Origin of the sequence: Kitasatospora sp. NPDC088783, from assembly GCF_044750705.1 — a bacterium.
GTDB lineage: Bacteria > Actinomycetota > Actinomycetes > Streptomycetales > Streptomycetaceae > Kitasatospora > Kitasatospora fiedleri.
In genome coordinates this window covers 23,358-44,208 of the sequence record NZ_JBIVKJ010000004.1, presented here as the reverse complement: position 1 = coordinate 44,208, position 20,851 = coordinate 23,358, and the positions used below count along the sequence as shown (strand labels likewise).

General features: G+C 74.3%; 16 protein-coding genes. 9 read left to right on the top strand and 7 right to left on the bottom strand.

Going from position 1 to position 20,851, the window contains the following annotated elements; translation table 11 throughout:
* Positions 1 to 89 precede the first annotated feature (89 nt).
* Positions 90 to 1,172, top strand: coding sequence for an inositol-3-phosphate synthase (locus ACIP60_RS12570; RefSeq protein ID WP_100837238.1), 1,083 nt, complete (start codon positions 90 to 92; stop codon positions 1,170 to 1,172).
* A gap of 87 nt (positions 1,173 to 1,259) precedes the next feature.
* Here ACIP60_RS12570 and ACIP60_RS12565 read toward each other — a convergent pair whose 3' ends face one another.
* Entirely contained in the window at positions 1,260 to 2,030 is a 771-nt protein-coding gene (locus ACIP60_RS12565) for a peptidoglycan-binding protein (RefSeq protein ID WP_400682793.1), read from the bottom strand.
* Positions 2,031 to 2,196: 166 nt separating this feature from the next.
* On the opposite strand from ACIP60_RS12565, the gene ACIP60_RS12560 reads away from it, so the two are divergent.
* The gene (locus ACIP60_RS12560) at positions 2,197 to 3,489 is read left to right on the top strand and encodes an MFS transporter (protein ID WP_400682790.1); all 1,293 of its coding nucleotides are present in this window, start codon (positions 2,197 to 2,199) and stop codon (positions 3,487 to 3,489) included.
* A gap of 92 nt (positions 3,490 to 3,581) precedes the next feature.
* Here the strand turns inward: ACIP60_RS12560 and ACIP60_RS12555 are convergent, their stop codons facing one another.
* Entirely contained in the window at positions 3,582 to 5,018 is a 1,437-nt protein-coding gene (locus ACIP60_RS12555; RefSeq protein ID WP_400684127.1) for a CCA tRNA nucleotidyltransferase, read from the bottom strand.
* 262 nt (positions 5,019 to 5,280) lie between these two features.
* Here ACIP60_RS12555 and ACIP60_RS12550 point away from each other — a divergent pair, with 262 nt between their 5' ends.
* The 7 genes from ACIP60_RS12550 (at position 5,281) to trxA (ending at position 16,133) form a co-directional block, all read left to right on the top strand.
* Complete coding sequence (locus ACIP60_RS12550) at positions 5,281 to 7,656, top strand: DUF6049 family protein (protein WP_400682787.1); 2,376 nt, start codon at positions 5,281 to 5,283, stop codon at positions 7,654 to 7,656.
* A gap of 51 nt (positions 7,657 to 7,707) precedes the next feature.
* Positions 7,708 to 10,191 carry a murein biosynthesis integral membrane protein MurJ gene (murJ, locus tag ACIP60_RS12545; RefSeq protein WP_400682784.1) on the top strand — a complete coding sequence of 828 codons (2,484 nt, stop codon included), beginning with the start codon at positions 7,708 to 7,710 and terminating at the stop codon, positions 10,189 to 10,191.
* Between the two features lie 287 nt (positions 10,192 to 10,478).
* Complete coding sequence (locus tag ACIP60_RS12540) at positions 10,479 to 12,695, top strand: protein kinase family protein (protein ID WP_400682782.1); 2,217 nt, start codon at positions 10,479 to 10,481, stop codon at positions 12,693 to 12,695.
* A gap of 128 nt (positions 12,696 to 12,823) precedes the next feature.
* Complete coding sequence (gene sigM / locus ACIP60_RS12535; protein WP_400682780.1) at positions 12,824 to 13,645, top strand: RNA polymerase sigma factor SigM; 822 nt, start codon at positions 12,824 to 12,826, stop codon at positions 13,643 to 13,645.
* Positions 13,642 to 14,589: a hypothetical protein gene (locus ACIP60_RS12530; protein WP_400682778.1), complete on the top strand. Its 948-nt coding sequence runs from the start codon at positions 13,642 to 13,644 to the stop codon at positions 14,587 to 14,589. Before sigM ends, ACIP60_RS12530 begins: the two co-directional genes overlap by 4 nt.
* 153 nt (positions 14,590 to 14,742) lie before the next feature.
* The gene (gene trxB, locus ACIP60_RS12525) at positions 14,743 to 15,711 is read left to right on the top strand and encodes a thioredoxin-disulfide reductase (RefSeq protein WP_400682776.1); all 969 of its coding nucleotides are present in this window, start codon (positions 14,743 to 14,745) and stop codon (positions 15,709 to 15,711) included.
* A 95-nt stretch (positions 15,712 to 15,806) separates the two neighbouring features.
* A complete protein-coding gene (gene trxA / locus ACIP60_RS12520) occupies positions 15,807 to 16,133 on the top strand; it encodes a thioredoxin (protein ID WP_014137010.1) in 327 nt (108 codons plus the stop codon).
* Positions 16,134 to 16,278: 145 nt separating this feature from the next.
* Here the strand turns inward: trxA and ACIP60_RS12515 are convergent, their stop codons facing one another.
* The 5 genes from ACIP60_RS12515 to ACIP60_RS12495 form a co-directional block, all read right to left on the bottom strand.
* Positions 16,279 to 16,896, bottom strand: coding sequence for a GNAT family N-acetyltransferase (locus tag ACIP60_RS12515; protein WP_400682773.1), 618 nt, complete (start codon positions 16,894 to 16,896; stop codon positions 16,279 to 16,281).
* A 117-nt stretch (positions 16,897 to 17,013) separates the two neighbouring features.
* Positions 17,014 to 18,081 (bottom strand): ParB/RepB/Spo0J family partition protein, encoded by a 1,068-nt coding sequence (locus tag ACIP60_RS12510; protein WP_400682770.1) that lies wholly within the window; start codon positions 18,079 to 18,081, stop codon positions 17,014 to 17,016.
* The gene (locus ACIP60_RS12505) at positions 18,078 to 19,070 is read right to left on the bottom strand and encodes a ParA family protein (protein WP_100837229.1); all 993 of its coding nucleotides are present in this window, start codon (positions 19,068 to 19,070) and stop codon (positions 18,078 to 18,080) included. The genes ACIP60_RS12510 and ACIP60_RS12505 overlap by 4 nt, the downstream gene beginning before the upstream one ends.
* 332 nt (positions 19,071 to 19,402) lie before the next feature.
* Positions 19,403 to 20,179 (bottom strand): 16S rRNA (guanine(527)-N(7))-methyltransferase RsmG, encoded by a 777-nt coding sequence (gene rsmG / locus ACIP60_RS12500; RefSeq protein WP_400684125.1) that lies wholly within the window; start codon positions 20,177 to 20,179, stop codon positions 19,403 to 19,405.
* A gap of 139 nt (positions 20,180 to 20,318) precedes the next feature.
* Positions 20,319 to 20,840: a protein jag gene (locus tag ACIP60_RS12495; protein ID WP_400682767.1), complete on the bottom strand. Its 522-nt coding sequence runs from the start codon at positions 20,838 to 20,840 to the stop codon at positions 20,319 to 20,321.
* Positions 20,841 to 20,851: the final 11 nt, after the last annotated feature.

Here is a 20,851-nt window from a genome sequence, read left to right as displayed (position 1 = left end):
CGTGCGCCCGATCAGACAGTCAGAACAGATGTGGAACGAGGTCGCCGCCACAGCACGGCGGGCCTCATGAGATTCAGGGAGCAACCGGAATGGGTTCGGTTCGCGTAGCCATCGTCGGCGTGGGCAACTGCGCCGCCTCGCTGGTGCAGGGTGTCGAGTACTACAAGGACGCCGACCCGGCCGGTAAGGTCCCCGGCCTGATGCACGTCCAGTTCGGCGACTACCACGTCAAGGACGTCGACTTCGTCGCCGCGTTCGACGTGGACGCCAAGAAGGTCGGCTTCGACCTGGCCGACGCCATCGGCAACAGCGAGAACAACACCATCAAGATCTGCGACGTGCCGCCGACCGGCGTCACCGTGCAGCGCGGCCACACCCTCGACGGCCTGGGCAAGTACTACCGCGAGACCATCGAGGAGTCCGACGAGGCTCCGGTCGACGTCGTGCAGATCCTCAAGGACCGCCAGGTCGACGTCCTGGTCTGCTACCTGCCGGTCGGCTCCGAGGACGCCGCCAAGTTCTACGCCCAGTGCGCCATCGACGCCAAGGTCGCCTTCGTGAACGCCCTCCCGGTGTTCATCGCCGGCACCAAGGAGTGGGCCGACAAGTTCACCGAGGCCGGTGTCCCGATCGTCGGCGACGACATCAAGTCGCAGGTCGGCGCCACCATCACGCACCGCGTGATGGCGAAGCTCTTCGAGGACCGCGGTGTGGTCCTCGAGCGCACCATGCAGCTGAACGTCGGCGGCAACATGGACTTCAAGAACATGCTCGAGCGCGAGCGCCTGGAGTCCAAGAAGATCTCCAAGACCCAGGCCGTCACCTCGCAGATCCGCGACCGTGACCTGGGCGCCAAGAACGTCCACATCGGCCCGTCCGACTACGTCGCGTGGCTCGACGACCGCAAGTGGGCGTACGTCCGCCTCGAGGGCCGCGCGTTCGGCGACGTCCCGCTGAACCTCGAGTACAAGCTCGAGGTCTGGGACTCCCCGAACTCGGCCGGTGTCATCATCGACGCCGTGCGCGCCGCGAAGATCGCCAAGGACCGCGGCATCGGCGGCCCGATCCTCTCCGCGTCCTCGTACTTCATGAAGTCCCCGCCGGTGCAGTACTTCGACGACGAGGCCAAGGAGAACGTCGAGAAGTTCATCCGCGGTGAGGTCGAGCGCTGAGCGCCGAGCGCTGAGCATCGGCTGACGTGACGTCAGGTCCGACCGGAGGGCCGTCCCGCTTCGTGCGGGGCGGCCCTCCGGCGTCGGTCAGGACCAGGCCGCGTTCCAGGTGGCCGGGCCGACGACGCCGTCCACGCCGAGCCCGTGGCGCTGCTGGAAGGACCGGCAGACCTGGGCGGAGGCGGGCCCGTACCAGCCGTCCGCGGTGATCGACCAGCCGCGGTCGGCCAGTCGACGCTGCCACGTCAGGACGTCGTCCCCGTGCAGCATCGGCGTCTGCACCTTCAGGTACCGGCCGGACCAGCGCGGCGGGCCGGACGGCGGGGTGGTGGCCTGCGCCGAGATGCGGGCCGCCGGGACGCCGCCGAGCGCCGGGTCCGCGGAGACGGTCCCCTCCGGGAAGGCCGGGACCCCGTAGCCGTACGGCGAGCCGGGGCCGCGGCGCGGGCGGGACTTGAGGTAGACGCCGTCGCCCTCGGTGGAGCCGCTGTCGTTGGTGTTGCCCTCCACGGTCCGGATGGTGTCGGCGTCGTAGGCGACGACGACGCCGGTGTGGCTGCCGCCGCCGGGGCCGAGGTAGAAGGGGCCGCCGAGGACCGGGTACTCGGACCAGCGGTGGTGGTCGCGCCACCAGGCGACGGCGGTGAGGCAGGACGCGGTCATCGGCCAGAGCCCGTCCATGCCGGCCCGGTGGGCGGCCCAGGCCTCGAAGGTGGCGCACCAGGGCTGGCCGTCGGACCACTCCAGGCCGGGGGTCTCGGTGCTGTAGCGCTGTCGGTTGTTCCAGGTGCCGTCGGGGTCTCGGCCCTCGTGGCGGCCGACCTGGCCGAGCAGAAGGGCGGCGAACTCGTCACGCATGGGGAGCCTCCCGTTGTTCCGAGGTGGTTCTTCCCTCCCGGGCTGGTCAACGAGCCTGCGACACGCAGGTCATCGGTGGTGCGGAAGCACGAGGGGGGCGTCCGGCCGCCGGACTGTCGACGGATGTTTCACGTGGAACCGACGGACCTCGTGGCACCCTTGGCGGGTGATCACCGAACGGCCCCCGCGGGAGGCCCCCCTGCTCGGGCTGCTGCGCGGCCGAGGTTTCCGGCAACTGCTGACCGTCCGGCTGCTCTCGCAGCTCTCGGACGGGGCGTTCCAGGCCGCGCTGGCCGCCTCGGTGGTCTTCTCGCCGGAGAAGCAGTCCTCCCCCGCCGACATCGCCGCGATCGCGGCGGCGACGCTGCTGCCGTTCTCGGTGGTGGGCCCGTTCGCCGGGGTGCTGCTGGACCGCTGGCGGCGCCGGCAGGTGCTGCTGACGGGCAACCTGATCCGCGCGGTGCTCGGCCTGGCGACGGCGGCCCTGCTGCTGGGCGGGGCGCCGAAGTGGGCGTTCATCTCGGCGGCGCTGGTGGTGACGGCGATCAACCGGTTCATCCTGGCGGGCCTCTCGGCCTCGCTGCCCCGGGTGGTGGACCCCGCGCGGCTGGTCACCGCCAACGCGGTGTCGCCGACCCTGGGCGCGGTCGCGGCGGCCACCGGCGCGGGCGCCGGTTTCCTGGTGCACCTGGTGGTGCCGGCCGGCCCGCGCGCGGACGCCCTGACGGTGACGCTGTCCGGGCTGCTGTACCTGTCCGCCGCCCTGGCCGCGCAGCGCATCCCGGTCGACCGGCTGGGCCCCGACCAGTCGGACGGGCTCCCCCCGCTGCGCGAGACGCTGGCCGCCACCTGGTACGACCTGCTGGCCGGGCTGCGGCACCTGGTGCGGGACTGCCGTCCGGCGGTGCGCGCGCTGGCCGCGGCGACGCTGACCAAGTTCTGCTTCGGCGTGCTGACCGTCGTGGTGCTGATGCTGTCCCGGTACACCTTCAACAGCGCCTCGGACGAGACCGGCGGCCTGGCCAGCCTGGGCTGGGCGGTCGCGATGTCGGCGGCGGGCATGTTCCTGGCCGCGGTGGTCAGCCCGTGGTGCACCCGCAGGCTCGGTCTGAACGGCTGGGTGACGACCTGTCTGGTCGGCTCCGCGGTGCTCGTCCCGGCGCTCGGCCTGCCCTTCCGGGAGGCCCCGGCGATGGCCGCGGCGCTGCTGCTCGGCCTGACCACCCAGAGCACCAAGATCTGCGCCGACACCCTGGTGCAGGAGTCGGTGGAGGACGAGTACCGCGGCCGGGTGTTCGCCGTCTACGACGTCCTGGTGAACGTGGCGTTCGTCGCCGCGGCCGCCGTCACCGCGCTGGTCCTGCCGCTGAACGGCCGTTCGGCGACGGTGATGCTGGGCCTGGCGGCGCTGTACGCGCTCGGCGCGGTGCTGTACTTCCGCTCCTCCCGCCGCCCCTGACGGGGGGCCGGCCGCCGGAGCCGGGGGATCAGGACGCCGCCGTGCCTGTACGGTCAACCGCCCGCCGGGGAGGGGCGGTTGACCGATCGGGCTCAGTCCTGCGGCTGCTCGGCCCACCAGGCGCGCAGCGCGGCCACCGCGTCCTCGTGCGCCATCGGGCCGTGCTCCAGGCGCAGTTCGAGCAGGTGCTTGTAGGCGCGGCCGACCGCCGGGCCGGGGCGCAGGCCGAGCAGTTCCATGATCTCGTTGCCGTCCAGCGCGGGCCGGATCGAGTCCAGCTCCTCCTGGGCCTGGAGGGCGGCGATCCGCTCCTCCAGCGAGTCGTAGGTGCGGGCCAGCGCGGCGGCCTTGCGCTTGTTGCGGGTGGTGCAGTCGGAGCGGGTCAGCTTGTGCAGCCGGGACAGCAGCGGGCCGGCGTCGGTGACGTAGCGGCGGACCGCGGAGTCGGTCCACTCGCCGCCGCCGTAGCCGTGGAAGCGCAGGTGCAGCTCGACCAGCTTGGCCACCTCGTTGACCAGCTCGTTGGAGTACTTGAGCTCGCGCATCCGCTTGCGGGTCATCTTGGCGCCGACCACCTCGTGGTGGTGGAAGGAGACCCGGCCGTCGGACTCGAAGCGGCGGGTGCGCGGCTTGCCGATGTCGTGCAGCAGCGCGGCCAGCCGGAGCACCAGGTCGGGGCCCCCGGTCTCCAGCGCGATGGCCTGCTCCAGCACGGTCAGCGAGTGTTCGTACACGTCCTTGTGCCGGTGGTGCTCGTCGCTCTCCAGGCGCAGCGCCGGCAGCTCGGGCAGCACGAAGTCGGCCAGGCCGGTGTCGACCAGCAGGCGCAGGCCCTTGACCGGGTGCTCGGCCAGCAGCAGCTTGTTCAGCTCGGCCTGGACGCGCTCGGCGGAGACAATGGTGATCCGCTCGGCCATCGCGGTCATCGCGGCGACCACCTCGGGCGCCGGGTCGAAGTCCAGCTGGGCGGCGAACCGGGCGGCGCGCATCATCCGCAGCGGGTCGTCGGAGAAGGACTCCTCGGGGGTGGCGGGGGTGCGCAGCACCCGGGCCTCCAGGTCCTCCAGGCCGCGGTGCGGGTCGACGAACCGCCGGCCGGGCAGGTCGACCGCCATCGCGTTGACGGTGAAGTCGCGGCGCACCAGGTCCTGCTCGATCGAGTCGCCGTAGCTGACCTCGGGCTTGCGCGAGGTGCGGTCGTACGCCTCGCTGCGGTAGGTGGTGATCTCGATCAGGAACGAACCCTCCGGGGTGTCCTTGCGGGCGCCGACGGTGCCGAACGCGATGCCCACGTCCCAGACCGCGTCGGCCCAGCCCTTGACCAGCTTGAGGATCTGCTGCGGGCGGGCGTCGGTGGTGAAGTCGAGGTCGTTGCCGAGCCGGCCGAGCAGGGCGTCCCGGACCGACCCGCCGACCAGCGACAGCCGGTGGCCGGCGTCCTCGAAGCGGCGGGCGATCTCGTCGGCGACCGGGGAGACCCGCAGCAACTCCTGCAGGCCGAGGGTCTGCGCCTCGGTCAGCCCCGGCAGGGCGACCCGGTCGGCGGAGCTGGAATGATTGGCGCTGGACGCATTGGCAGTGGACACGGCTCACAAGGGTACGTGCCCGGCCTGCTCCGCCGCCCTCCCGTTTCGCTCCCCCGGCCCGTCCGGCAGCTCCCGGGCCGCAGCACTGCGGCCCGGACGGCGTCGTTACCATGCCGGTGGACGCTCCCGGTGGGGGACCGCCCGGCCGGGTCGGCCGCGGCGGTGCGCGGAGTGATCGAGACGATCGGGAACGGCGAGGACGCGCGTGGACGAGCGGACCGGGCGGAACGCGGCAGTGGCGGCGCGTCGCGGACGGTGGACGGGCCGGCTGGCCAGGGGCGCCGCCGCCCTGCTGGCGGGCGGACTGGTCGGAGCGCTCTGCGCCGCCCCGGCGGCGGCGGCCCCCGGCCTGCTGCCCGCCGCGGCGGCCGAGTACCCGGCGGTGGTGCGGATCGACGCGCTGTCGAAGCAGGTCGCGTCCGAGAACTCGACCGTGGTCGTCACCGGCACGCTCACCAACTCCGGCACGTCGAAGTTCAAGGCGCCGACCGTGAAGGTGCGCCAGCCGCAGGCCCGGCCGATGAAGACCCGCAGCGAGATCGCCATGGCGGCGTCCCGGACCACCCCGAGCACCCTGGACGGCATCTCGCTGGACAGCCCGGCCCAGGGGCTCCAGGACCTGGAGCCCGGGAAGAGCGAGGACTTCTCGCTGTCGGTGCCGGTCTCCGCGCTGAAGGTCGGGGAGACCGGCACGTACGAGCTGGCGGTGGACGTCTGGGGCAGCACCGGCGACGAGAAGGCCCACCCGCTGGGCATCGCCCGGACCTTCCTGCCCTACCAGGGCAAGGAGTCCGCCCAGCCCTCGCAGCTGGCCGTGGTCTGGCCGCTCACCCACGCCCCGGTGCTGGCCGCGCAGACCATGGCGGACGCCGACCAGACGCCAGTGCTGCGCGACGACACCCTGGCCGCCGAGCTGACCGGCGACGGACGGCTGAACCGGCTGGTCGACCTCGGCTCCGGGCTGACCGGGCTGACCTGGGCGATCGACCCGGACCTGCTGGACACCGTGTACGCGATGACCAAGCCGTACCGGGTGCAGAGGCCGGGCACCTCCGGCGAGTCCGCGAGCGAGGAGAACACCGTCCCGGGCACCGGCCGGGACGCGGCGGCGGCCTGGCTGGCGAAGCTGCGCACGGTGCTGGCCAAGCCGAACACCCAGGTGCTGTCGCTGCCGTACGCCGACCCCGACCTGGCCTCGATCGCGCACAACGGCGCCGGGCTGGCCGGGATGGACACCGCGCTGCGCAAGGCGGTGACGGCCGGTCAGATCACCGCCGAGGCCCGGCTGTCGGTGGACGCCGCCTCCGACGTGGCCTGGCCGTACCAGGGCCTGCTGGACCAGCGCACCGCGGCGGTGGCCGGGGCGGCCGGCGGCCGGGTCCTGCTGGTGGACGGCAGGTCGCTGCCGGACTCCGACAAGCTGTACTACACCCCGAACGCGGCCCGCTCGATCGGCAACGGGCAGACCGCGGTGGTCGGCGACTCCGTGCTGTCCTCGCTCTTCCAGTCCGACCTGGGCTCGGCCGGCGACCGCGCCTCGGCCGTGCAGCACTTCCTCGCCGAGACCTTGACCATCGCCTTCCAGGAGCCGGAGCACCCGCGCGGCCTGCTGGTGCTGCCGTCCCGCTCGCTGACCGGCGACGCCGCGCAGGCGCTGCACGATGCGGTGCTGGGCGCGGTCGGCGGCGGCTGGGTGGCGCCGACGGTCCTGCAGAAGGTCGCCGAGCAGAAGCCCGACCCGGCCGCGAACGCGTCCGTCCCGCAGTCGTACCCGGACGAGGCGGCCGGCAGCGAGCTGACCGCCGGCGAGCTGACCGCCACCATGCAGCTCCAGGACGGCGTGGACCAGCTGATGATGATCCTCACCGAGCCGGAGCGGGTGCGCGGTCCGTTCAGCGCCGCGATGGTGCGCGCGATGTCCACCGAGTGGCGTGAGCAGCCGAAGGTCGGCACCGAGTTCCGGAACGGGGTCCGCAGCTACCTGGACAACCTCAAGTCCGCGGTCCGGGTCCCGAAGAAGACCGTGGTGACCCTGCCCGGCGACAACGCGACGCTGCTGGTCAGCGTGCGCAACGGGCTGACCCAGTCGGTCGGCAACCTGGAGCTGAAGATCACCTCGGCGCAGCCGAACCGACTGCGGGTCGACTACCCGATCCAGCCCGTGGTGATGGACGCCGGCACCAGCCGCACCTTCCGCTTCCCGGCCGAGGCGCAGGTCAACGGCCCGGTCCAGGTGACCGCGCAGCTGTGGACCACCGGCCCGGACGCCCGGCCCTACGGCGAGGCGGTCGAGTTCACCGTCGACGTCACCTCGGTGGCCAGCGGCGTGACGTACGTGATCGCCGGCGGCACCGTGCTGATGGTCCTCGCCGGGGTCCGGTTCTACCTCCAGCGCAAGAAGCGCCGGGCGGCCGGCGAGGTCGACGAGGACCCGGACCGTCCGGCCGAGGGTCCCGCGGACGGCCCCGCCGACGGCCCCGCGGGCGCGCCGCGGGACGCCGGGCGGCCGTCCGACGCGGACCCCTCGTCCGCCGCCGGTGACACCGATCGGGTCGCCGGTGATGAGAAGGTGGATCACTAGGCCGCCCCACCCCCCGGGCGCCGTCCCCCCTCTCTGACGTGGATTGGTGGCATGAACGAGCGGAGCGAGCGAGCAACCAAGGACCAGGGCGGAGGCCGACCCCAGGACCGGGCGGGCGGCTCCCGCGCCGCCGCCCCCGCGGAGCCGGCCGCCGACTGGTACGTCGCCAACACCTACGCCCACGACCCCTACGCACCCGGGGCCTTCGGGAGCACCGACCCGTACGGCGCGATCGACCTGCCGGGCGCCGGGCCCGACGAGACGGACACCCCGGAGGGCTCGGCCGCGGTGCCCGGCCAGGGCGGCGGCGGCCCCGAGGCCACCCGGCAGCTGACCGCCCCGGCCCCGCGCTGGGCGTCGATCGCCGCCGAGCTGGCAGCGGAGGCGGGCCCGGAGGCCCCCGCGGAGGCACCCGCCGATGACGCCCCGGCCGCACCCGCCGACGGCGCCCCGGCCGAAGCTCCGGCCGCGCCCCCGGGCGGGGCGGGCGCGGACGGGGCGGGCGCGGGCGGGAAGCCGTCCGGTGCGCGCTGGCGGATCGAGCCCGCCCCCGAGCCGGTGGGCGAGTACGTCGGGGTGGACTCGCTGCTCTCGAAGACCCCCGCCGGCGCCGAACCGCCCGAGGACCCGGACGACGCCCCGGAAGGCAGCACGGAAGGCGGCCCGGACCCGGCCAGGGGCGCGGACGACGGCCCGGACGGCGGCACGGCGGGTCGGCACCCGTACGTGCCGCCGATCGAGTTCGACCCGCCGCTGTCCGAGGAGGAGGCGGTGATGCAGGCCGACGCGGCCGTGCTGGAGGCGAACGCCGCCGCCGCACCGCCGACCGCCGCCACCACCGCGCCCCCGCCCCCGCCCGCGCCCGCCCCGACCACGGGCGACGGCGGCGCGGGCCGGGTCTCCGGGCTGCTGAACTCCAGCGCCGTGATGGCGGCCGGCACCCTGGTCTCCCGGGGCACCGGCTTCCTGCGCACCATGGTGATCGCCGCCGCGATCGGCGTCGCCTCGATGGGCGACTCGTACAACGCCGCCAACACCCTGCCCACCCTGCTGTACATCCTGATCGGCGGCGGCGCGCTGAACGCGGTGTTCGTGCCGCAGCTGGTGCGCAGCATGAAGAACGACGAGGACGGCGGCACCGCCTACGCCAACCGGCTGCTCACCCTGGTGGTGACCGGCCTGGCGGGCGTGGTGTTCGTGGCGGTGCTGGCCGCGCCGGTGCTGGTGCAGCTGATCTCGCACGCGCTGATGCGCGACGCGGCGAGCGCCGACACCACGGTGGCGCTGGCCCGGTACTGCCTGCCGACCATCTTCTTCATGGGCGTGCACGTGGTGATGGGCCAGATCCTCAACGCGCGCGGCCGGTTCGGCGCGATGATGTGGACGCCGGTCCTGAACAACGTCGTGGTGATCTTCACCTTCGTGATGTACATCGCGGTGTACGGCACCTTCCAGCACACCGAGGTCACCCCGCGGTCGATCTCCCCCGAGGGCGTCCGGCTGCTCGGCATCGGCACCATGCTGGGCCTGGCGGTGCAGGCGCTGGCGATGATCCCGTACCTGCGGGCGGCGGGCTTCTCGTTCCGGCCCCGGTTCGACTGGCGCGGCCACGGCCTGGGCAAGGCCGCCCGGCTGGCCAAGTGGACCTTCCTGTTCGTGCTGGCCAACCAGGCGGGCTTCCTGGTGGTCACCCAGCTGGCCACCGCCTCGGGCCGGACCGCCGAGGCGGAGGGCCACCTCGGCGTCGGCCTGGCCGCCTACTCCAACGCGCTGCTGATCTGGCAGCTGCCGATGGCCGTCATCACCGTCTCGGTGATGAGCGTGGTGCTCCCCCGGCTCTCCCGGGCCGCCGCCGACCAGGACTCCGGCGCCGTCCGTGACGACCTCTCGTACGGCCTGCGCACCTCGGCGGTGGCGATCGTCCCGGCGGCGTTCCTGTTCCTGTCGCTGGGCCCGGTGATCGGCTCCTCGATCTACGGCCTGGGCAACGGCGGCGCGGTCGCCCACGGCACCACCGCGGTCGGCTACATGCTCTCCGCGTTCGCCCTCGGCCTGATCCCGTACTCGGTGCAGTACGTGCTGCTGCGCGGCTTCTACGCGTACGAGGACACCCGGACGCCGTTCTCCAACACCGTCTGGGTGGCGCTCACCCAGGCCGCCACCGCGGTGCTGTGCTGGCTGGTGCTGCCCGCTCAGTGGGCGGTCACCGGCATGGCGCTGGGCTACGGCCTGGCCTACGCGGTCGGGGTGTTCGTCGCGGTGCCGAAGCTGAAGGCGAAGGTCGGTGACCTGGACACCGCCCGGATCACCAAGACCTACGTCCGGCTGGCGATCGCCTCGCTGCCCGCCGCCGCCGTCGGCCTGGCCGTCGAACTGCTCGCCCTGCAGGTGCTGGACGGCTGGATCGGCAACGTGCTGACCCTGCTGGTCGCGGGCGGCGCGCAGCTCGCGGTCTTCCTGGTGCTGGCCCGGAAGATGCGGGTCGAGGAGCTGAGCGCCCTCACCGGAATGGTCCGCAGGCGGCTCGGCCGCTGAACCGCCCCCGCTCCCCCGGTTGACTGGACGTCAACCCGGACGAGGACGAACCGTCGGAACCTCAGTACGCTTTGCCTGGGCCGGAGTCGGGGCACACCCCCGGTTCCGGCCCATTCGTCTGCTGTTCCGCCGGAAGTGGGCAATCGGGCAACCTCCCGCCACTCTCAGAGGTCGTACCCGACGTCCGGTAGTGGGCACAATTGACCCTGCACGGCCGACCGCTCCGGTACGGAGCCATCGACCGTCCTGGGATGGACCGGGGCGACACAAGGGGAGGCAGGACCACGGTGGCTGACGGCACCAAGGCGATCGTCGACACGTCCGAGGCGGACGGGGCGGCGACCGAGGCCGCACCGGCGGCCGCGGAGCGCGACGCCGGCTCCGAGCGCGGGTCCGAACACGGCTCCGACCACGACTCCGACCGCGGCCCGGCCGCCGAGGGTCCGGCCGGGAGCACCCCGAACGGCGCGGTGCGGGCCGCCGCCAACGGCTCCGCGAAGGCCGGGGCGAAGGGCGGCACCAAGCCGGGCGCGCGGACCGAACCGAAGGGCGGCGACCGCGGCAACGGCAAGAGCACCGCGAAGGCGGACCCGAAGACCACCCCGCTGCGCGCAGCGGCCCCGAAGAGCGCCCCCGCCTCCCCCGGCGCCTCCCCCGCTCCCGATGCCCCTGCCGCTCCCGGCGTCCCTGCCGCTCCCGGCGTCCCTGCCGCTCCCGGCACCTCTGCCGCCCCCGCCGCCGAGCCGGCACCGGCCCCGCCCGCCGAGGCCACCGCCCCGCTCTCCGCCCAGGAGATCGACGCCGAGCTCACCGCCCAGGGGGCCCGCCCGGAGCGCCCCTCCCGCGCCCGCGGCGTGCGCCGCCCGCTGCCGCCGGTCGAACCCTCCGAGCCCGCCCCGGCCACCAGCACCGAGACCCTGGACGCCGACACCGCCACCCTGCCCACCGTGCTGCCCGCCCCGCAGCGGCACAGCGGCGACAAGATCGGCGCCCGCTACCGGCTGGAGGAGTGCATCTCCGAGTCGGAGACCTTCACCAGCTGGCGCGCCGTCGACGAGAAGCTCCGCCGCGCCGTCGGCGTCCACCTGCTCGCGGCCGGCCACCGCCGTGCCAAGTCGGTGCTCACCGCCGCCCGCAGCGCCGCCCTGCTCGGCGACCCGCGCTTCGTCCAGGTGCTGGACGCGGTGCAGGAGGGCGAGCTGGTCTACGTCATCCGCGAGTGGCTGCCCGGCGCCCGGGACCTCGGCGAGCTGCTGGCGGACGGCCCGATGGAGCCGTACGACGCGTACCAGATGGTCCGCCAGGTCACCGACGCGATCGCCGCCGCCCACCGGCGCGGCCAGGCGCACCTGCGGCTCACCCCCAAGTGCGTGCTGCGCACCGACGGCGGCCAGTACCGGATCAACGGCATCGCGGTGGACGCGGCGCTGCGCGGCCTGCCCGCGGAGGACGCCGAACTGACCGATGTCCGGGCGATCGGCGCGCTGCTGTACGCGGCGCTCACCCACCGCTGGCCCTACCCGGAGGACCGCTACGACCTCCAGGGCCTGCCCAAGGACCTCGGCTGCGTCCCGCCGGACCAGGTCCGGGCGGGCGTCCACAAGGGCCTCGCGGAGCTCGCCGCCCGCATCCTGTGCGAGCAGCCCCCGCACCACAAGGAGCCGATCACCACCCCCGCCGAGCTGGCCGCGGCGATCGACCTGATGCCGAAGATCCGGCAGCCCGAGCAGCCCGTCCCGCCCGCGCTGCGCGCCCTGCCCGCCGCCCGGCCGCGCTACGCGAGCAGCGCGCCGACCCAGGCGCTCCCCCGCACCGAGCCCGTCCCGGCGCCCGGGCCCGTCCCCGCCGCCGCGGCCCCCGACCCGCGCCGCCGCGGGCTGCGCCGCCTGCTCAAGTGGACCGCCTCGCTGGTCGCGCTCTCCGCGGTGGCGGTCGGCTCCTGGCAGCTGGCCCAGTACGTCAACCACCAGGACACCGCCACCGGCGGCCACAGCACCCCCGCGCCCGTCCCGGCCGGCGTGTCCCCCGCCCCCGCCGGGGAGAAGCTCACCATCTCCGCGCTCGCCCCGTTCAACGCGTTCGGCGACACCAAGGACGAGCACAGCAGCGAACTGTCGAACGCCACCGACGGCAACCCGGCCACCGCCTGGACCACCCAGCGCTACAACGACCAGTTCGGCGGCACCTACCGGCCCGGCACCGGCATCCTGATCGACCTCGGCTCGGCCCGCGAGGTCGACTCGGTGGACGTCCAGTTCATCGGCGACACCAAGGCGGAGCTGAAGGCCGCGCCCGGCGGCACCAACAGCGCCCCGAACGCCGACGACGCGGGCTTCCGCAGCTTCGGCGCCTCGATCGCCTCCGGTTCGGGCAGCAAGGTCGCCCTGAAGCCCGCCAAGCCGGTCACCACCCGGTACCTGCTGCTCTGGCTGACCAACGTCCCGACCAACGACGACGGTGGCGGCTTCCGCGGCAAGGTGGCCGAGGTCCAGGTCAACGGCTGACCCCCGCCCCGAACCGCCGCCCCCGGATGCCGCCGGACACCGCGCACCCCTTGATCCGCTCCGGCGCATCCCCAACGATGTGACCCACGGCCGCCGAAGCGGACGGCCGAACCGCAAGGAGGGGGCGGATGGCCGAGGAGCCCACCGACGCCGAACTGCTCGCCCGGCACACCGCGGGCGACCCGGACGCCTTCGGGCTGCTGGTGCACCGCCACCGCGACCGCCTGTGGGCCGTCGCGGTGCGCACCCTCGGCGACCGCGAGGAGGCCGCCGACGCGCTCCAGGACGCCCTGGTCTCCGCGTTCCGCGCCGCCGCCGGGTTCCAGGGCCGCTCGGCGGTCACCACCTGGCTGCACCGCATCGTGGTCAACGCCTGCCTGGACCGCGTCCGCCGCGGCGCGGTCCGCCGGGCCGAGTCGCTCGACCAGCGGCCGGACGGCGCCGCGGAGCGCGCGCTGGGCGCTGCCGAGGGCGCGGAGAGCCACGCGGTGCGGGCCGAGACCCGCCGCGAGGTCGCCGACGCGCTGGCCGAGCTGCCCGCCGAGCAGCGGGCCGCCCTGGTGCTGGTCGACATGCAGGGCTACCCGGTGGCCGAGGCCGCCGAGGTGCTCGGCGTCCCGGTCGGCACCGTGAAGAGCCGCTGCGCCCGCGGCCGGGCCCGGCTGCTGCCGCTGCTGCGCCACCTCGGACCGGGCACCGTTCCACGTGGAACCGAACCGGCCGCCCGCCCCGCCGCCGTTCCACGGGGAACGGCCGCCGCGTCCGCCGGTGTTCCACGTGGAACCGGACCGGACCGGCGTCCCGCCGGTGTTCCACGTGGAACACCGGCGGGCCCGGACGGCGGCGGCACCGCCCCGCCAGGCCCCCGCGACGGGAACCCGAACCCGCCCTCCCCCGTCCCATCCACGGATCCCTCGCCCGCGCTGGAAGGAGATGCGACCCCGCGATGACGCCGCACCCGCCTTCCGAGCACCCCGATCTGGACGCCCTCGCCGACCTCGCCGAGGAACTGCTGCCGCCCGAGCGGGCCGCCGCGCTGCACGCGCACCTGGCCCACTGCCCGTCCTGCGCCGAGGACTTCGCGGCCCTGTGCGGCCTCCCCGCGCTGCTGGCGGACGTCCCCGCCCCCGCCCTGCCGCCGGACGTCGCGGACCGGCTGACGGCCGCCCTGGCCGCCGAGTCCGCCGCCCGCGCCGAGCGCCACCCGTGGCCGCCCGCACCGGCCGTCCCCGACGCCCCCGCCGTCCGCACCGCTTCCGCCCCGCCCCGCACCACTGCCCCGACCGGCTCCCCGTCCGGCGCCACCGGCCCCGGCCGCCCGGCCCGCCGCCGTCGCGGCGCCCGGCTGCTGCTCGCCACCGCGGCCGTCGCGGTGGCGGCGCTCGCCGTCGGCCTGGGCGGCTCGCTGCTGGGCCAGGACACGGGCCGGCAGGACAGCGCCGCCAGCCGCCCCGCCGCCGGCCGTTCCACCGCGGCCGACAGCCCGGCCCTCGCCGACGGCTCCCGCCCGACCGACACCGCCGGGGCGAGCGGCACCACCGGCACCGCCGCGCCCCAGCAGGTCGCCCCGGGCGGCGGCGCGGAGGACGGTCCGGAGTTCACCGCCGACCGGCTGCCCGCCCAGGTCCGGCAGCTGCTGGAGGGCAAGGCACCGCACCAGCTCGGCCAGGCCACCTCCGACGGACCGGCCGCGGCCCCGTCCTGCGCGCTGGAGGCCGCCGGGCACCCCGGCGAGCGGCCAGCCGCCACCGCTCCGGGCCGCTACCAGGGGCGGCCGGTGCTGGCCCTGGTGTTCCGCCCGCCCGGCGGCGGCGGGCCGCTGGACGTCTACCTGGCCACCCCGGACTGCCCCGGATCGACGATCCTGCTGCACAGCTCCGTCCCCGCCCCCTGATTCCTCGCCCGGCCGGTCCCCGCGCGCCCGGAGCACGGGCGGTTGGTGCGGCCGGGCCTGGGAATGCGGGAGACTGGTGAGTCGTTGTCCGGGGCGGCGGAGCAGACCGCCCTCCCCCGCGCGAGCGGGACGCCAGGCAGACCAGGAGATGCAGTGAGCGACGTCCGAAACGTGATCATCATCGGTTCCGGCCCGTCCGGATACACCGCTGCGCTGTACACCGCGCGTGCTTCCCTCCAGCCGCTGGTGTTCGAGGGCGCGGTCACCGCGGGCGGCGCGCTGATGAACACCACCGAGGTGGAGAACTTCCCGGGCTACCGCGACGGCATCATGGGCCCCGAGCTGATGGACAACATGCGGGCCCAGGCCGAGCGCTTCGGCGCCGAGCTGGTGCCGGACGACGTCGTCGCGGTCGACCTGACGGGCGAGATCAAGACCGTCACCGACTCCGAGGGCACCGTGCACCGCGCCCGCGCCGTGATCGTCGCCACCGGCTCGCAGCACCGCAAGCTCGGCCTGCCCAACGAGGACAAGCTCTCCGGCCGCGGCGTCTCCTGGTGCGCGACCTGCGACGGCTTCTTCTTCCGCGACCAGGACATCGCGGTGGTCGGCGGCGGCGACACCGCCCTGGAGGAGGCGACCTTCCTGTCCCGCTTCGCCCGCAGCGTCACGGTCATCCACCGGCGCAACTCGCTGCGCGCCTCCAAGGCGATGCAGGAGCGCGCCTTCGCCGACCCGAAGATCACCTTCGCCTGGGACAGCGCGGTCGAGGAGATCCACGGAGACCCGAAGCTCTCCGGCCTGACCCTGCGCGACACCAACACCGGGGACTTGCGCGAGCTGGCCGTCACCGGCCTGTTCATCGCCATCGGCCACGACCCGCGCACCGAACTGTTCAAGGGCCAGCTGGACTTGGACGCCGAGGGCTACCTCACGGTGGACGCCCCCTCCACCCGCACCAACCTCCCCGGCGTCTTCGCCGCGGGCGACGTGGTGGACCACACCTACCGCCAGGCCATCACCGCGGCCGGCACCGGCTGCTCCGCCGCGCTGGACGCCGAGCGCTACCTGGCCGCGCTGGCCGACGCGGACGAGGCCCCGGCCGCCGCCGTCGCGGTCTGACGCCCGGTCAGGTACGCCCGGGCGGGAGCAGAAACAGATCCGCCCCCGTCGTTGTTATCACTGACGCACCTCTCCTCCGACCCCAAGGAGTTCCCGTGGCCGGCGCCACCAAGGAAGTAACCGACGCCACCTTCGACGCCGAGGTCCTCAAGAGCGACAAGCCCGTCCTCGTCGACTTCTGGGCCACCTGGTGCGGCCCGTGCCGCCAGGTCGCCCCGGTTCTGGAGGACATCGCGGCCGAGCACGGCGACAAGCTGACCGTCGTCAAGCTCGACGTGGACGCCAACCAGGAGACCGCCGCGGCGTACAACGTGATCTCCATCCCGACGCTCAACGTGTACAAGGGCGGCGAGCTGGTGAAGACCATCACCGGCGCCCGTCCGAAGGCCGCGCTGCTGCGCGAGCTGGCCGAGTACCTGTAGGCCCGACCGTCACCGAGGCGGCCCGGACGGAGACCCCGTCCGGGCCGCCTCGGCGTCTCCGGGGCCGTCCGGGGCTTCGTCAGGAAGCCCTGAGCGCCCGGGCCGTCGCCCGGGCGCGGGCGCCCCGGCGCGGAGAACGGCTCCCTCAGAGCGGCCGGAGCACCGGTTCCGGCCGCCGCCCGCCGAGCAGCCGCTCCAGCGCGCCCTCCACGTCGCCCTTCCAGGAGAGCGTGGTGCGCGCCTCCAGGCGCAGCCGCGGGTACCGGTGGTGCGGCCGGACGGTCTTGAAGCCCACCGCCAGCAGGTGGTCGGCGGGCAGCACGCAGCTCGGCACCTCCCGCCCCTGCGCGCCGAACGCCTCGATCGCCCGGAAGCCGCGCCGGACCAGGTCCTTGGCCACCGACTGCACCAGCACCCGGCCCAGACCCTGCCCCTGGAAGTCCGGCAGCACCCGGGCGACCATCAGCTGCACCGCGTCCGGCGAGATCGGACTGGTCGGGAAGGACTGCCCGCGCGGCACGTAGGCGGGCGGGGCGTAGAGCACGAACCCGGCCGGGCGGTCGTCCACGTAGGCGACCCGGCCGCAGGAGCCCCACTCCAGCAGCACCGCGGAGATCCAGCCCTCCTTCTCCAGCTCCCCCTTGCCGGCGTCCTGCGCGTCCCGCCCGCTGACCGGGTCGAGCTCCCAGAAGACGCAGGAGCGGCAGGTGTTCGGCAGATCCGAGAGGTTGTCCAGCGTCAGCGGAACGACCCTCCGTCCCACGCCCGCACCTCCTCCTCCAGGCGGAAACCGTCCAGACCCCAGTCTGCTCCGCCCAACGGAACGGGTGCACGTTTCACGTGAAACATGCACCCGTGGAACGCCGTCCGGGACCGCCGGTCAGGACAGCGACAGGCCCTGCTCGCCGGGGGCCAGGCTGTCCAGGATCCGGTTCAGGTCCTCGACCGAACCGAACTCCAGTACCACCTTGCCCCGGCCGAACTTGCCGTCGCGCTGCGCGACCTCGACCTTGACCCGGGTCTCGAAGCGGTCCGAGAGCCGCCCGGCCAGCTCGTCGAAGGCCGGGGAGGGCAGCTGGGCCCCGCGCGACGGGGCCTTCTTCGGCTTCGGCTCGGTGCCCGCCAGCAGCTGGGCCACCTCCTCGGTGCTGCGCACCGACAGCTCCTCGGCCACCACCCGCTCGGCCAGCTTCTCCTGCCGCTCGGCGTCCGGCACCATCAGGATCGCCTTGGCGTGCCCCGCGGTGATCACCCCGGCCGCCACCTTCAGCTGTACCGAGACCGGCAGCTTCATCAGCCGCAGCGTGTTGGAGACGTGCGAACGGGACTTGCCGACCCGGCTCGCCAACTGGTCGTGGGTGCAGGCGAAGTCGCGCAGCAGCTGGTCGTAGGCGGCGGCCTCCTCCAGCGAGTTCAGCTCGGCGCGGTGCAGGTTCTCCAGCAGCGCGTCCAGCAGCAGCTTGTCGTCCTCGGTGGCCCGGACGATCGCCGGGATGACGTCCAGCCCGGCGATCCGGGAGGCCCGCCAGCGGCGCTCACCCATGATCAGCTCGTAGCGCTCCGGTCCGGTCTGACGGACCACCACGGGCTGGAGCAGGCCGACCTCCTTGATCGAGGCGACCAGTTCGGCGAGCTTCTCCTCGTCGAACACCTCGCGCGGCTGGCGCGGGTTGGGGCTGATCGACTCCAGCGGCAGCTCGGCGAACCGGGCGCCGTTCACCGGGGCCAGCGCCGCCTCCAGGACGCTGCGGCGCTGGTCGCCGGCCAGCTCCCGCAGGCTCTCCGCGGCGGCCTTGGCCGCCACCGTGCCGCGGTCGGTCGGCACCACCGGCGCCGCCGCGACGGGCGCGGCCTCGGCCGGCTCGGCCGGAGCTCCCCCGGCGGCCGGCTGGGTCGCCGGGATCAGCGCCCCCAGACCCCTGCCCAGACCCCTGCGCGTGCCACTCACCGGTTGCCCTCCATCGAACTGTGCTGTGCCGTCGGCGCGGACGTCTCCCCGCCGCTCTGCGGCGGAACGACCGCCGCGTTCGCCCGGTGCCGACCGACCGTCGGCTTGGCGACCTCGGCCCGCAGCGCCAGCTCGCGGGCCGCCTCCAGGTAGGAGAGCGCGCCGGTGGAGCCGGGGTCGTAGGACAGGACGGTCTGCCCGTAGCTGGGGGCCTCGGAGATGCGCACCGACCGCGGGATCGCGGTGGCCAGCACCTCCTTCTCGAAGTGCGCCCGCACCTCCTCGGCGACCTGCGCGGCCAGCCTGGTCCGGGCGTCGTACATGGTGAGCAGGATGGTCGACACGTGCAGCGACGGGTTCAGGTGCGCCCGCACCAGCTCCACGTTGCGCAGCAGCTGGCCCAGGCCCTCCAGCGCGTAGTACTCGCACTGGATCGGGATCAGCACCTCCTGGCCGGCCACCATCGCGTTGACGGTGAGCAGGCCCAGCGAGGGCGGGCAGTCGATCAGGACGTAGTCGAGCGGCTGCTCGTACGCGGCGATGGCACGCTGCAGCCGGCTCTCCCGGGCGACCAGCGAGACCAGCTCGATCTCGGCGCCCGCCAGGTCGATGGTGGCCGGGCAGCAGAACAGCCCCTCCACGTCGACCACCGGCTGCACCACGTCGGCCAGCGGCTTGCCCTCGACCAGCACGTCGTAGATCGACGGCACCTCGGCGTGGTGGTCGATGCCGAGCGCGGTCGAGGCGTTGCCCTGCGGGTCGAGGTCGATGACCAGCACCCGCAGCCCGTGCATGGCCAGCCCGGCGGCCAGGTTGACGGTGGTGGTGGTCTTGCCCACCCCGCCCTTCTGGTTGGCGACCACCATCACCCGGGTCGCGGCGGGCCGGGGCAGCGCCTCCCCGGTGTGCCCGGCAACCGGGACGGCGGCGGACGCGGCCCGTGCGACGGGGGTGTCATCCACCTGATCGACGATCTCCGACTCCTGCATGGGGGTCAGTGTTTCACGTGAAACCGGGGCCGCGACAGTCACCTCCGGATGACTGTCCCGGGTCCGGTTGCGGTCTTGATCCAGTACGCCGGAGAGCAGGAAGCGACGTTTCACGTGAAACACGATGCCCGGAATGTCATGATCCGCCGGGCCGACACTCCGAGCCCGCCCGAACCGAAACGGGGCGGGCGGCCCCTCGGCCACCCGCCCCGAACACCAGTGCCAGCCGGGCCCGACGGACCCGCCGCACCCGCTCCGGCTCGACCCCGCCGCCACCCGCTCCGGCTCGACCCCGCCGCCACCCGCTCCGGCTCGGCGTCATCCGCTCCGGCTCAGCGCCGCCCGCGGCTCCCGCCGCGCCGCCCGGCGCCCTCGCCACCCTTGCCACCGCGTCCGGCCCGGGCCGCCCTGGCCCGCCGGGTGGCCGCCTTGACGCCGCCGGGGCTCTCCCCCGCCTCCACCCGGACCACCCGGGTCGGGGTCACCAGCACGCCCTCGCCGACCCCGATCACCGACCACTTCACCGCGCCGAGCCGGGCCAGCGCCGCCCGCGACTCCGCCAGCTCCTGCTCGGCGGTGTCGCCCTTCAGCGCCAGCATCTGGCCGTAGGGCCGCAGCAGCGGCATGCCCCAGCCGGCCAGCCGGTCCAGCGGCGCGACCGCGCGGGCGGTCACCACGTCCACCGCCAGCTTGCCGATCGTCTCCTCGGCCCGGCCGCGCAGCACCGTGACGTTCTCCAGACCGAGCTCGCGCACCACCTCCTCCAGGAAGGTGGTGCGCCGCAGCAGCGGCTCCAGCAGGGTCACCGACACGTCCGGCCGGGCCAGCGCCACCGGGATGCCCGGCAGCCCGGCGCCCGAACCGACGTCGCACAGCGAGACCCCGGCGGGCAGCAGCTCGGCCAGCACCGCGCAGTTGAGCACGTGCCGGTCCCACAGCCGGGGCACCTCGCGCGGGCCGATCAGCCCGCGCTGCACCCCTGCGGTCGCCAGCAGCTCGGTGTAGCGCACGGCCAGCGGCAGCCGATCGCCGAAGATCCGTCCCGCCGCCTCCGGTGCCTGACCCGGCCCCTCCAGCGGCGCCTCGGACTCCGTGCCGTCCCTGTCCATCTCTGCCTCTCCGCTCACCGTCGAATCCACCCGCCCTACCAGCACTGTTCCACGTGAAACACCACTCCGCCGCAGAGCCGACGACCCCGCCCGCGCGAGGCGGGCGGGGTCGGACGCCGGAACGGCAACACCACCGGCGTCAGGCCGGCAGCACGACCACGCAGCGCTGGGGCTCCTCGCCCTCCGACTCGCTGCGCAGCCCCGCGGCGGCCACCGCGTCGTGCACCACCTTGCGCTCGAACGGGGTCATCGGCCGCAGCTTGACCTGCTCGCCGGTGCCCTTGACCCGCTCGGCGGCCTCCGCGCCCAGCTCCGCGAGCTCGGCCCGCTTGCGCGCCCGGAAGCCCGCGACGTCCAGCATCAGGCGGCTGCGCTCACCGGTCTCCCGGTGCACGGCCAGCCGGGTCAGCTCCTGGAGCGCCTCCAGCACCTCGCCGTCCTGGCCCACCAGCCGCTGCAGCGTCCGGTCGTCGCCCTCGCCGACGATGGAGACCAGCGCCCGGTCCCCCTCGACGTCCATGTCGATGTCGCCGTCCAGGTCCGCGATGTCCAGCAGACCCTCCAGGTAGTCGGCGGCGATGTCACCCTCGTGCTCCAGACGCGAGAGGACGCTCTCACCGGCCGGGGCGGTGTCGACGGCGGAGGTGGTGCCATCCGTCACAGGTGGACTCC

Bases quoted from the DNA above. Each gene is read 5' to 3' on its own strand.
- ACIP60_RS12570 (WP_100837238.1), top strand. From the start codon at position 90: ATGGGTTCGGTTCGCGTAGCCATCGTCGGCGTGGGCAACTGCGCCGCC.
- ACIP60_RS12565 (WP_400682793.1), bottom strand. From the start codon at position 2,030: ATGCGTGACGAGTTCGCCGCCCTTCTGCTCGGCCAGGTCGGCCGCCAC.
- murJ (WP_400682784.1), top strand. From the start codon at position 7,708: ATGAACGAGCGGAGCGAGCGAGCAACCAAGGACCAGGGCGGAGGCCGA.
- sigM (WP_400682780.1), top strand. From the start codon at position 12,824: ATGGCCGAGGAGCCCACCGACGCCGAACTGCTCGCCCGGCACACCGCG.
- ACIP60_RS12530 (WP_400682778.1), top strand. From the start codon at position 13,642: ATGACGCCGCACCCGCCTTCCGAGCACCCCGATCTGGACGCCCTCGCC.
- ACIP60_RS12505 (WP_100837229.1), bottom strand. From the start codon at position 19,070: ATGCAGGAGTCGGAGATCGTCGATCAGGTGGATGACACCCCCGTCGCA.
- rsmG (WP_400684125.1), bottom strand. From the start codon at position 20,179: ATGGACAGGGACGGCACGGAGTCCGAGGCGCCGCTGGAGGGGCCGGGT.